At 70.6% G+C, this 11,735-nt stretch carries 10 protein-coding genes and 1 pseudogene; 6 read left to right on the top strand and 5 right to left on the bottom strand.

The features are described 5' to 3' along the window. Positions 1-21 precede the first annotated feature (21 nt). From ACWDEW_RS22425 to ACWDEW_RS22435, 3 genes are read right to left on the bottom strand one after another with little or no spacing between them, the layout of a single operon-like run. Positions 22-1,068 (bottom strand): ABC transporter permease, encoded by a 1,047-nt coding sequence (locus ACWDEW_RS22425; RefSeq protein WP_450514714.1) that lies wholly within the window; start codon positions 1,066-1,068, stop codon positions 22-24. Between the two features lie 25 nt (positions 1,069-1,093). After that, positions 1,094-2,623, bottom strand: a complete 1,530-nt coding sequence (locus ACWDEW_RS22430) for a sugar ABC transporter ATP-binding protein (protein WP_450514715.1) — start codon at positions 2,621-2,623, stop codon at positions 1,094-1,096. After that, a complete protein-coding gene (locus tag ACWDEW_RS22435; protein WP_450514716.1) occupies positions 2,610-3,707 on the bottom strand; it encodes a substrate-binding domain-containing protein in 1,098 nt (365 codons plus the stop codon). The genes ACWDEW_RS22430 and ACWDEW_RS22435 overlap by 14 nt, the downstream gene beginning before the upstream one ends. Positions 3,708-4,147: 440 nt before the next feature. Here ACWDEW_RS22435 and ACWDEW_RS22440 point away from each other — a divergent pair, with 440 nt between their 5' ends. The 3 genes from ACWDEW_RS22440 to mtnB are packed head-to-tail and all read left to right on the top strand — an operon-like array spanning position 4,148 to position 6,065. Beyond that, complete coding sequence (locus ACWDEW_RS22440) at positions 4,148-4,747, top strand: 1,2-dihydroxy-3-keto-5-methylthiopentene dioxygenase (protein ID WP_450514717.1); 600 nt, start codon at positions 4,148-4,150, stop codon at positions 4,745-4,747. Then, complete coding sequence (gene mtnC / locus ACWDEW_RS22445) at positions 4,744-5,469, top strand: acireductone synthase (protein WP_450514718.1); 726 nt, start codon at positions 4,744-4,746, stop codon at positions 5,467-5,469. Before ACWDEW_RS22440 ends, mtnC begins: the two co-directional genes overlap by 4 nt. Next, positions 5,466-6,065, top strand: a complete 600-nt coding sequence (gene mtnB, locus ACWDEW_RS22450; RefSeq protein ID WP_450514719.1) for a methylthioribulose 1-phosphate dehydratase — start codon at positions 5,466-5,468, stop codon at positions 6,063-6,065. The genes mtnC and mtnB overlap by 4 nt, the downstream gene beginning before the upstream one ends. Here mtnB and ACWDEW_RS22455 read toward each other — a convergent pair. Beyond that, the gene (locus ACWDEW_RS22455; protein ID WP_450514720.1) at positions 6,052-6,654 is read right to left on the bottom strand and encodes a helix-turn-helix domain-containing protein; all 603 of its coding nucleotides are present in this window, start codon (positions 6,652-6,654) and stop codon (positions 6,052-6,054) included. The genes mtnB and ACWDEW_RS22455 overlap by 14 nt on opposite strands. A gap of 141 nt (positions 6,655-6,795) precedes the next feature. Here ACWDEW_RS22455 and ACWDEW_RS22460 point away from each other — a divergent pair. Beyond that, positions 6,796-7,783, top strand: a pseudogene (locus ACWDEW_RS22460) (alpha/beta fold hydrolase). A 54-nt stretch (positions 7,784-7,837) separates the two neighbouring features. On the opposite strand, the gene mtnA reads toward ACWDEW_RS22460, so the two are convergent. Further along, complete coding sequence (mtnA, locus tag ACWDEW_RS22465; protein ID WP_450514721.1) at positions 7,838-8,869, bottom strand: S-methyl-5-thioribose-1-phosphate isomerase; 1,032 nt, start codon at positions 8,867-8,869, stop codon at positions 7,838-7,840. Between the two features lie 309 nt (positions 8,870-9,178). On the opposite strand from mtnA, the gene ACWDEW_RS22470 reads away from it, so the two are divergent. Both ACWDEW_RS22470 and ACWDEW_RS22475 read left to right on the top strand, forming a co-directional pair. Further along, a complete protein-coding gene (locus tag ACWDEW_RS22470; protein WP_450514722.1) occupies positions 9,179-10,231 on the top strand; it encodes a BMP family ABC transporter substrate-binding protein in 1,053 nt (350 codons plus the stop codon). Beyond that, on the top strand, positions 10,212-11,735 hold the full coding sequence (locus ACWDEW_RS22475; RefSeq protein WP_450514723.1) for an ABC transporter ATP-binding protein: 1,524 nt from the start codon (positions 10,212-10,214) through the stop codon (positions 11,733-11,735). Before ACWDEW_RS22470 ends, ACWDEW_RS22475 begins: the two co-directional genes overlap by 20 nt.

Here is an 11,735-nt window from a genome sequence, read left to right on the forward strand (position 1 = left end):
GTACGAACTCCTCGAACTTCCTTATACGGTGCGGCGCTTGGACAGGGTGAAGCTGAAGACCAGGGCGAGGATGAGGACCGCGCCCTCGACGACGTCCTGGGTGTAGTAGGGCAGGCCCTTGATGGTCAGACCGGTGGTGATGATGCCGATGAGGACGGCTCCCAACGCCGTGCCCCAGACGTTCGGGCGGCCCCGGCCGAGGACCGAGGTGCCGACGAGCGCGACGGCGACCGCCTCCAGGAGCTGTGACGTGCCGGCGCTCACGTCTCCCTGGCCGATGCGGGACGCCAGGATCAGGCCGCCGATGGAGGCGAGGACGCCGGAGAGGACGTAGGCGAGGGCCCGGTACGCGCCGACGCGGATGCCCGCCAGGCGCGAGGCCTCCGGGTTGGCGCCGATGGCGTAGAGGACGCGGCCCCAGCGGGTGCGGGCCAGGAACACCCAGGCGACGACGGTCAGCGCGCCGAAGATCACCACCGAGATGGGGATGCCGAGGAGCGTGCCGCGGTCGATGCGGAGGAAACCGGCGGTGAACTTGCCGGGGGCGGTGGTGCCGTCGGACTGGGTCATGCCGGCGGAGATGGACTGGCCGTCGACCAGGATGAGCTTGGTGCCCTGGATGACGAACATGGTGCCGAGGGTGGCGAGCATGTCCGGGATCTTCATGACGACGATCAGCAGCGCGTTGAGGAGTCCGGCGAGCGCGCCCGCCGCGATGACGGCGAGGATCGCGACCGTGCCGACCTGGTTGTACGTCACCATCGTCTTCGCGGCGACGGTGACACCGAGCCCGGCGACCGCGCCGACGGACATGTCCATTCCGCCGACGGCCATGGTGAGGGTGACGCCGAGGCCGAGGATCGCGGCGACGGAGACGTACCGGAGGGTGTCCAGGAGGGTCGCCGACTCGCGGAAGGAGCCCTCGGTCAGCGCGAAGTACAGGAAGAGCACGACCGTGACGAAGATGAAGCCGTACTTGATGACGGCGTTCTGGACGAGCACGGCGGTGGAGACGGCGGGCGGGGCCGCGGCCTTCGGTGCGGTCTCGGGGCTCTGGGTGGTGGTCATGGCGTACTTCCTGAGTGGGCCGGGGTCACACGGACGCCGAGATGGTCTGGATCACGCGGTCGCGTTCCGCGTCTTCGCCGTAGGCGTCGAGATGCACTTCACCGGCCGACAGCACCACGACCCGGTCGGCGGTCTCCAGGACCTCGTCCACGTCGGCGGAGAGGACCAGGACGGCCGCTCCCTCGGCGGCCAGCGCGCGGGCGCGGCGGCCGATGTCGCGGCGGGCGCCGATGTCCACGCCTCGGAATGGTTCGTCCAGGATGAGGACACGTGGGGTGTGGGCCAGCCAGCGGCCGACGACGACCTTCTGCTGGTTGCCGCCGGAGAGTTCCTCCACCGTGCTGTGCTCGTCGCGGGCGACGACGCCGAGGGCGGTGATCGTCTCTCGGCCGAGGGCGTCCTCCTTCGCCGTGTTCACGAGCCCGCCCCGGGACAGGGACTTGAGGAACGGCAGCGAGACGTTCTGCGCCAGCGACCAGCCGGGGACGAGCGCGTCGGCGTGCCGGTCCTCGGGGACGAGGTGGACGCCGGCGCGGATCGCGTCGGCCGGGCGGCGGGGCGTGTAGGGCTTGCCGTCGAGCGTGACCGTGCCGGTGGTGAAGGGCTCGGCGCCGAACAGGCCGCGGGCGAGTTCCGTCTTGCCCGCGCCCAACAGGCCTACGACGCCGGTGACTTCACCGGCGCGGAGGTCGAGGTCCAGGGGTACCCGTCCCTCGAAGAGGTGGACGCCGCGCAGGGCGAGGACGGCGTCTCCGTGCTCGCCCGAGTGCTGCGGGCGGGCCGTCGTCACCTCATGGGCCTGGGCGAGCATCGCGCGCAGGGCGCTGTCCCAGTCGAAGGGCTTGACCTGGTCGTCGGTGAGACCGCCGTCCCGCAGGACGACCAGGCGGTCGGCGAGGGCGTCGATCTCGCCGAGGCGGTGGGAGACGTAGAGGACCGCGATGCCGTCGTCGCGCATCTTCTCGACGAGGGCGAAGAGCCGTTGCGCCTCGGCGGCGGAGAGGGCGGAGGTCGGTTCGTCGAGGACGAGCAGCCGGGGGCGGGTGGCGAGGGCGCGAGCCAGGATGAGCAACTGGCGGTCGGAGATGCCGAGTTCGGTGACGTCCCGGCGCAACACGGCGTCGCTCCAGTCGAGTTCCAGCGCTGCCTGGATCTCACGGGCGCGGGCCAGGACGCGGCGGCCGTTGAGGAACGGGTTGCCGCGGCGCCGGGCCAGTTCCTCGAAGACCAGGTTCTCGGCGACGGAGAGGCCGGGCACGATGCCCTCGCCGATCCGCTGGTGGACCGTCTGGATGCCCAACTGCCGGGCGGCGGACGGGGACTGGAGAGCTGCGGGTTCCCCGGCGACCCGCACCTCCCCGCCGTGGTCCGTGTGCACGCCCGACAGGATCTTGATCAGCGTGGACTTGCCGGCGCCGTTCGCGCCGAGCAGCGCGACCACGCTGCCCGGTGCGATGTCGAGCGAGACGGAGGCGAGCACCGTCTTGCCGCCGAAGGCCATACTGACGTCGCGGAGCGAGACCGCGGGGTCAACTGCCGTGTCAGTGGGCGACATTGGGGATCCAGTCGGCGGTGCTCACCTTGGAGAGGTTCAGGGCGGGCAGGGCCGCGCGGAGCTGGTCCATGTTCTCGATCTTGTTCTTGCGCAGGAAGTCCTGGGTGATGGCGACGGCCGGGAAGTCGACCGAGGTCTTGTTCAGCTGACCGGCCAACTCCAGTGCCGCCGTACGGACGACGGCCGCGCCGACGGCGGACGGGTCGGTGCCGGCGGTGGCGACCCACGGGCTGCCCGCGGCGGTCATGTTCTGGATGTCGGCGTTGGAGACGTCCGCGCCGAACACCTTCACCTTGCTCTGGAGCTTCTTGTTCTGGACGGCGAGGACGGTGCCCTTGGCGAGTTCGTCGTAGGGGGCGAAGACGCCCACCACGTCGGAGTGCTGGGTGAGCGCGGCGGAGACCAGGGGAACGTTGTCGGTGGCCGTGGAGTCGGTGACCTTGCCGACCTTGAACTGCTGCTTCCAGCCCTGGGCGGCGACCTCCTTCGCCCAGACGGTGTTGCGCTTGTCGAGGGCCGCGTAGCCGGCCACGTTGACGTAGCCGACCTTGGCGTTCTTGCCGACCGTCTTGGCCATCACGTCGAGGACGGCCTGCGCCATGCTGGCGTCGTCCTGCTCGGTGCCGATCACGGACTTGTTGGTCTGGTCGACGTCGTAGACGACGACCTTGATGCCCTTCTTCACCGCCTGGTCGATCTCGGGCTGGATCGTGGACGGGAAGCCGTGGTCGATGATGATCGCCTGCGCGCCGGAGTTGATGGCGGAGGACAGGTCGGTGGCCTGCTTGGCGTTGTCGGCCTGGGCGTCGTACACGGTCAGGTCGACGCCGAGCGCCTTGGCCTGCGCCTTGGCGCCGTTGCCCCACTGCTCGAAGTAGTCGCCGGCGCCGCTCTGCCGTACGAGGGCGATCTTGACCGTGCCCTTGCTGAAGGGGGCCGGCTTCTTGCCCCTGGCGGCCGAGGCCGAGGCGGCGGTGTCGGCGGTGCTCTTCGACGCGTCGCCGGACTGGGAGCAGCCCGCGAGGAGCAGGGCCGAGGCGGAGGCCAGCGAGAGCGCGGCGAGGGGGACACGGGTGCGGGACATGAGGGGCTCCAGGTGCAAGGTGATGCAGAAGGGATGAAGGACGGGCGTGCGTGACCCGGAGCACGGGAAAAGGAATCAGCCACCGCGAACGGGTGGTGGACCGCGGCACGAAAGGCTCGCGGGGCTCCGGATGTGGTCAGCGACAGCTGGCTGTGGTCGACCGGAGCAAGTCCACGTACAGCCGCCGCACGAGCAGCAGCGTCTTCATAGGGAGATCATGAGAATGTTTTCAGCCATTGGTCAAAGGGATGGAAGCGGTTTCTCAGCTGGTGAGACAACGACTACGTCACATCAGGCCTGTTCACCGGCGGCGGTTACCATCACATAACCGGTCCCGACCCAGTACCACGGGCCGCGCAGTAGCCGCTTTCCGCCTCCCACCGGTCCGGTGTTCGTCTCGGTATCCGGACATCACGCCCACTTTTTTCGGAGTTGTTCCCATGACCCTGCTCACCACCTGGCCCGAGTCCGGTCCCGAGAACCTCGTACGCCGTACCGCCGACCCCGTCGAGATCGCCGCCGCGCTCGCGCCCCTCGGCGTGCGCTACGAGCAGTGGCCGATCCGCGAGGACGTTCCGGCCGACGCGGACAGCGACACCGTCTTCGCCGCCTACGGCCCGGAGATCGACAAGCTGAACGCCGAGGAGGGCTTCACCACCGTCGACGTCCTCGGTCTGCACCCCGGCGACGACCCGGAGTACCCGGCCAAGGCGGCCGGCGCCCGCGCGAAGTTCCTCCAGGAGCACACGCACGACGACGATGACGAGGTCCGCTTCTTCGTCTCCGGCTCCGGCATCTTCTACCTGCACGTGAACGGCGAAGTGCACGCCGTCTACTGCGAGAAGGGCGACCTGCTGGGCGTGCCGCGCGGCACCACCCACTGGTTCGACATGGGCACCAAGCCCGCCTTCACCGCGATCCGCTTCTTCCACGAGGAGGACGGCTGGGTCGGCAACTTCACCGGCTCGACCATCGCCTCGCGCTTCCCCGACTACGACACGATCGACGCGGGCTACCAGCAGGACAAGGCCGCCGCGTGACCCTGCCGTACGACGTGGACGCCGTGGTTCTCGACATCGAGGGCACCACGAGCGCCACGGGCTTCGTCGTCGACGTGCTGTACCCGTACTCGCGCTCGCGCTTCGCCGCCCTGCTCACCGAGCGGGCCGAGGACCCGGCCGTGTCCCGGGCGATCGCACAGGTCCGCGAGCTGACGGACACCCCGGACGCCGACGCCGTACAGATCGAGAAGACCCTCAACTCCTGGCTCGACGAGGACCGCAAGGCCACGCCCCTGAAGACCCTCCAGGGCATCATCTGGTCCGAGGGCTTCGCACGCGGCGACCTCGTCTCGCACTTCTACGACGACGTCGTACCGGCCCTGCGCGCCTGGCACACGGCGGGACTTCGGCTGTACGTCTACTCGTCCGGCTCGGTGGCCGCGCAGCGCGCGTGGTTCACATCGAGCCCGGAGGGCGACCTCCTCCCCCTCGTCTCCGGTCTCTACGACACGGAGAACGCCGGTCCCAAGCAGGAGCCGGAGTCGTACCGCCGTATCGCGGCGGCGACCGGTGTCGAGCCGTCCCGGCTGCTCTTCCTCTCCGACCGGCCCGGCGAACTGGACGCGGCCGTGGCCGCGGGCTGGCACGCCGTGGGGGTACGGCGGCCGGGAGAGCCGTACTTCGAGCAAGGCGTCGGCGACCACCCGCAGGCGGGGGCGTTCGACGAGATCGGCATCACCAGTTCAAGGAGCACCACGTGACCACCACATTCGACCTGGAGGAGGCCGGCGCGGTACTCGCCGTCGAGTCCGCCCGTTTCGCCTCGTTCGGCTGGATGCGGGGGACCTCCGGGAACCTGTCCGTGGTCCTGTCCCGGGACCCGCTGCGGCTGGCCGTGACGGCGAGCGGACACGACAAGGGTGAACTGACGCCCGCGGACGTGGTGTTGGTGGACGGGAACGGCACCGCCGTACAGGGCGGCAAGCCGTCCGCCGAGGCCGAACTGCACGCCCGCGTCGCCGCGTTGACCGGCGCCGGTGCGGTGGTCCACGTACACACCGTGGCGTCCGTCGCGATGGGTCGTCGTGAGCCGGGCGGGATCGTGTTCAAGGACGTCGAGATGCTCAAGGGCGTCGGCCAGCCTGCACACGATGTCGAGGTGACCTTGCCTGTCATCGCCAACAGCCAGGACATGAAGGTGCTCGGGGATCGGCTGGAGGCGGCTCGGGACCCGAGGATGCCGGCGGTGGTGGTGGCCGGGCACGGGCTCTATGTGTGGGGTGCCGACCCGCGTCAGGCCCGGCATCACACCGAAGTCGTGGAATGGCTGCTGGAGTTGGAGCTCACCCAGCGCTGAACGACGCCGGGGACGTGCGCGGTCGCAGGCGCTCTCCCTGCGGCCCGAACATGATCAGGTACTCGACCGGCCCACCGGAGCCGACGTTCGCGACCCCGTGCGGGGTGCGGGTGTCGAACTCGGCCATGTCCCCGGCCGTCAGGACGAGATCCTGGTCGCCGAGCGCGAGCCACAGCCGCCCGTACAGGACGCACAGCCACTCGTAGCCGTCGTGCGAGACCTGCCGCGGGCGCGCCGGCGGTTCCTCGACGGCGGGCAGGACGTGCTTGTGGGCGTGCAGCCCGCCGACGTAGCGGGTCAGCGGCAGGACCGCCTTGTCGTCGCCGAAGCTCAGCGGCACCGAGGTGCGGCGCTCGGCCGCGGGCGCGGTGCCGGCCAGCTCGTCCAGGGAGACGCCGTACTCCTTGGCCAGTTGCAGGACCACCTCCAGGGTGGGCTTGCGCCGGCCGGTCTCGATCCGCGACAGCGTGCTCGGCGAGATGCCGGTCGCACGGCTGACGCCGGTGAGCGTGGCGCCGCGACGCTCGCGTGCGGCACGCAGCCGGGGACCCATCGCCGCCAGCGTCTCGGACACGTCGTCGCCTGCCACCGCCCCCGCACCTCCCGAACACCGTGCTCCACCGCCCTGTCCTGCAAGTTTGCCAGATTGGCAACGCTTGTCGCCTCGGACGGTCCTCGCGCCGCATGATCGACGGGTACCCGTGACCACCAGCGCACCGAGGAGACGCCCATGCAGTCCGAGCCGCCCTCCGCCCTCCGCCACCGCACCGTCGAGGGGCCGGTCGGGCGCATTCACCTGGTTGAACAGGGCACCGGCCCGCTGGTCCTGCTCGTGCACGGCTTCCCCGAGTCCTGGTACTCCTGGCGCCGACAGCTCCCGGCCCTCTCCACGGCCGGCTACCGGGCGGCGGCGATCGACGTACGCGGCTACGGCCGCTCCGCCAGGCCCGCGGCGACCGACGCCTACCGGATGCTCGACCTGGTCGCGGACAACGTCGCCGTCGTGCGCGCCCTCGGCGAGGAGAGCGCGGTGGTCGTCGGCCACGACTGGGGCTCCGGCATCGCCGCCGCCTCCGCCCTGCTCCATCCCGAGGTCTTCCGCGCGGTCGGCCTGCTGAGCGTCCCCTACGCACCGCCCGGCGGGCCCCGCCCCACGGAGGTGTTCGGCACGATCGGGCGGCCCCGATCAGGAGTTCTACGTCTCCTACTTCCAGGAGCCCCGCCGCGCCGAGGCGGAGATCGAACGTGATGTCCGGGGCTGGCTCGCCGGCTTCTACGCGGCCCTGTCCGCCGACACCATGCCCGCCCGGGGCGAGCCCGACCCGCACTTCGTCGCCCGCGGCGGCCTGCTGCGCGACCGCTTCCCCACAGGTGTCCTCCCGGCCTGGCTGACCGAGGACGAACTCGACGTCTACGCCGGGGAGTTCGAGCGCACCGGCCTGACCGGCGCCCTCAACCGCTACCGCAGCACGGACCGCGACTGGGAGGACCTCGCCCCGCACCGCGGAGCCCCGATCAAGCAACCGTCCCTGTTCATCGGCGGCACCCTGGACGCCTCCACCACCTGGATGTCCGACGCGATCGCCGACTTCCCCACCACGCTCCCCGGCCTGACCGCCTCCCATCTCCTGGACGGCTGCGGCCACTGGATCCAGCAGGAACGCCCCGGGGAGGTCAACCGTCTGCTGACCGGCTGGCTCGACGCCCTCACGGGCTGAACCGCCTGGCCCGCGACACCGCCGGGCCGACGCCCCTCTCCGCCACCCACACCCTTACCTCAGCCGGTCTCCGGGGAGTTCACCGGCCGACACCTCCAACACGCCCCGCTCCGTGACCAGTCCGGTCACCAAGCGGCCCGGGGTCACGTCGAAGGCGGGGTTGTGGCCGCGCGACCCGGCGGGAGCCGTGCGTACCCCGGCCCACTCCAACACCTCGGCCTCGCCGCGGAGTTCGATGTGGATCTCGTCGCCGGTCTTGGTGGCGAGGTCGACCGTGGTGGTCGGGGCCGCCACCAGGAACGGGATGCCGGCGTCCGCGCAGGCCAGGGCGACGCCGACCGTGCCGACCTTGTTCGCGGTGTCTCCGTTGGCCGCGATGCGGTCGGCCCCGACGATCGCCGCGTCGACCTCGCCGCGCAGGATGGTGCCGGCGGCGGCGCCGTCGGCCTGGACGTAGTGCGGGATGCCCTCCTGGACCAACTCCCAGGCGGTCAGGCGTGATCCCTGGAGCAGGGGGCGTGTCTCGTCGGCGTAGACGACCTCCACCAGCCCACGCGCGTGCAGTTCACGGATGACGCCGAGCGCGGTGCCCCATCCGGCCGTGGCCAGCGCGCCCGTGTTGCAGTGCGTCAGGAGCCTCAACGGCCGCTCCACGCCCACCTTCTGGACCAGCCAGTCCGCGCCGAACGCGCCCATCGCGCGGTTGCCCGCGACGTCCTCGCGCTGCACGGCGGCGGCTTCTTCCAGCACCGCGTCGAGGCCTTCGGCGAAGCGGGTCATGACCCGGTCCACGCCCGCCATGAGGTTGACCGCGGTGGGCCGGGCCTCGCGGACCCGGGCGACCGCCGCGCGCACCTCGGCCTCGGTCCAGCCCTCCCGCTCGCCCTCGATGATCGCGAGCGCGACACCGTACGCGCCGGCCGCCCCGATCGCGGGCGCCCCGCGCACGACGAGACGCTGGATCGCGTCGACCAGGGTGTCCACATCGTGGACAGTCATCGTCTCGTGGCGGTGCGGGAGCAGGGTCTGGTCGATGAGCGCGAGGCCGCCGCCCGTCCAGTCGACCGCGCGCAATTCCTGGGGCATAACGGGACACTCCTGCTGTTCCGATGGTGTCGGACACCGTACATGACCTCGAAGAACCACAGTTCGAGACAGTCGAGCAGGTGTCTCAAAACGAATGTTAAAGTCCAGCACCCGCAGCCCGAAGGCCGAGACGAAGGAGGACGCGTGCTGCTCACCATGCGCCGTTTCCTCGATCACGGCCGCTGCGCGAGCGACTGCTGTCGACGCTGACCTGTCCCTCTCGCGTCCACCCCTCGTCTCCCCTTGTCTCACCATCTGGTCGCACGCGCTCCCGCCGGAGCGTGCCTTGCCGTACCCCGGAAGGTCCCCATGCTCCGCAGATCACGTCGCACCCTGCAGCTCGTCGCCACCACCACGCTCATGGTCACCGCCGCCAGCGCCTGCAACGCCGCCGCCAAGACCGACGCCTCGGACAGCGCGAGCGGCAGCAGCGGGAAGTCGTTCACGCTGGTCACGCCGGACGCGGTCGGGCAGAACGAGTTCCTGAAGCTCGCCGTCACCGGTGTGAAGGCCGCCGCGAAGACGCACAACGGGACCGAGAAGGTCTACGAGTCCACGGACACCGCGTCCCAGCAGCAGAACGTGCAGGCCGCCGTGGACGCGGGCCCGAACGTGATCGTGCTGGTCGGCTTCGAGTTCGCCGACATCGTCGCGCAGCAGGCCAAGGCGCACCCCAAGCAGCAGTTCCTGATGATCGACGCGTGCACCACCAAGACGTTCAGCAATGTCACCTGCGCGGTCTTCCGTGAGCACGAGGGTGTCTATCTCGCGGGCGCCGAGGCCGGGTTGCTCAGCAAGAGCGGCAAGGTCGGAGCGGTGGACGTGCTCGACACTCCCCAATTCCGGCGCTACAGCGACCCGTTCGCGGCCGGTGCCAAGAAGGTCGCCGCCAAGACCTCCGCGTCGACGCGCTTCGTCGGCGGCCAGTCCCCGTTCGACGACTCGGCGCGCGCCAAGGAGCAGGCCAACTCCCTGCTCTCCAAGGGCACCGACCAGATCATGGCGGCAGCGGCGGCCGGCAACTACGGCGTGTTCGAGGCCGCGAAGGCCAAGGGCGCGTTCGCGTACGGCGTCGACGTCAACCAGTGCGTCTCCTCCCCCGGGACGGTCGTCGACAACGTGATCAAGAAGACGGACGTCGCCGTCGAGAAGGGCGTCGAGCAGGTCCTCGCGGGCAGGACGGGCACCTCGGTGTCGTACGGCCTGAAGGAGGGCGGCATCAGCCTCACCGGTCTGGAGGCGGGCGTCGACTCGTCGAAGTGCGTGATCGCCCAGCACAAGGACGTCCTCGCGAAGGTCAAGGCGCTGCGCGACCAGATCGTCTCCGGAGAGCTCAAGGTCGATGACCCCGCCGCCAGTTGACCCAGCGGTCGAGCTCCGGGGAATCACCAAACGCTTCCCCGGCACGCTCGCCAACGACGACGTCGACCTGACCGTCGGACGCGGCGAGATCCACGCCCTGATGGGCGAGAACGGCGCCGGCAAGTCCACCCTCATGTCGATCCTCTACGGCATGGAGCGCGCCGACGCGGGCTCCCTCCGGATCGACGGCCGCGAGGTGACCTTCGGCGACCCGAGCGCCGCCATGGCCGCCGGGCTCGGCATGGTCCACCAGAGCTTCAAACTGTTCGACTCGCTGACGGTCGCCGAGAACGTCGTCTACGCCGCCGAGCCGCGCCGCTTCGGCCTGGTGGACCGGACCGCCGCCCGCCACCGGGTGCGTGAGCTGGCCGAGGAGCACGGCCTCGCCGTCGATCCGGACGCCCGGGTCGGCGACCTGCCGGTCGGCCTGCGCCAGCGCGTGGAGATCCTGAAGCTCCTGCACCGGGGCGCCCGCACGCTGATCCTCGACGAACCGACCGCCGTGCTCACACCCGCCGAGGCGGACGCCCTGTTCGCGGTCCTCAAGTCGCTGGCCGCGCAGGGTCGTACGGTGATCCTTGTCACCCACAAGCTGCGCGAGGTCCTCGATGGCAGCGACAACGTGACCGTGCTGCGGGACGGCCGAGTGGTCGCCCGCCTGGTCACCGCGGACACCTCGGCCGACGAGATCGCCGCCGCGATGACCGGCCGCGCGGTCGAACTGGACCGCGTGCACGCGCCCGGAACACCCGGTGACGTGATCCTCGACGTGAAGAACCTCACCACGGACTCCGTCCACGATGTGGGACTCACCGTCCGTGCCGGGGAGATCGTCGGGATCGCGGGCGTGGCGGGCAACGGCCAGAGCGAGCTGATCGAGGCACTGGCCGGGCTACGGCCGGTCGCCTCCGGACAGGTACGTCTCAAGGGGCGGGACATCACCCACGTCTCGGCCACCGAGCGCCGGGCACAGGGCCTCGCCTACGTCCCCGAGGACCGGCACGCGGTCGGTACGGCGCCGGCGGCCAGCGTCGCGGACAACCTCGCGATGGGCCACCACCGAACGTCCCTCTCCACCAGGGGACTTCTGCCGCCCGCGTCCGTACGCGCCCATGCCGGACGGCTGATCGAGCGCTTCGGCATCAAGGCGGCCACCCCGGAGGTGCCCGCCTCCGCACTGTCCGGCGGCAATCTGCAGAAGCTGCTGATCGGCCGCGAACTCGCCCACGAGGCACCGCTGTTGCTCGTTGAGCAACCCACTCGCGGGGTCGACATCGGCGCCATCCAGAACATCCACGACCAGATCGTCGCCCACCGCGACGCCGGTCACGCCGTCCTCCTCGTCTCCGCCGAACTGAGCGAGATCCGGGGCCTCGCGGACCGGGTCCTGGTCATGTACGAGGGCCGGGTCACTGCGACGTACACGAAGGACGAGGCCGACGAACGCGCGCTGGGGCTCGCCATGGCGGGCGGGGCCGTGGCGCCGACGGAGGCCGTCGACTGA

The sequence above is a fragment of the Streptomyces sp. NPDC001100 genome (assembly GCF_053598575.1).

Excerpts from the sequence above, each read along its gene's own strand:
- ACWDEW_RS22425 (WP_450514714.1), bottom strand. The coding sequence starts at position 1,068 with ATGACCACCACCCAGAGCCCCGAGACCGCACCGAAGGCCGCGGCCCCG.
- ACWDEW_RS22430 (WP_450514715.1), bottom strand. The coding sequence starts at position 2,623 with ATGTCGCCCACTGACACGGCAGTTGACCCCGCGGTCTCGCTCCGCGAC.
- ACWDEW_RS22435 (WP_450514716.1), bottom strand. The coding sequence starts at position 3,707 with ATGTCCCGCACCCGTGTCCCCCTCGCCGCGCTCTCGCTGGCCTCCGCC.
- ACWDEW_RS22440 (WP_450514717.1), top strand. The coding sequence starts at position 4,148 with ATGACCCTGCTCACCACCTGGCCCGAGTCCGGTCCCGAGAACCTCGTA.
- mtnA (WP_450514721.1), bottom strand. The coding sequence starts at position 8,869 with ATGCCCCAGGAATTGCGCGCGGTCGACTGGACGGGCGGCGGCCTCGCG.
- ACWDEW_RS22470 (WP_450514722.1), top strand. The coding sequence starts at position 9,179 with ATGCTCCGCAGATCACGTCGCACCCTGCAGCTCGTCGCCACCACCACG.
- ACWDEW_RS22475 (WP_450514723.1), top strand. The coding sequence starts at position 10,212 with ATGACCCCGCCGCCAGTTGACCCAGCGGTCGAGCTCCGGGGAATCACC.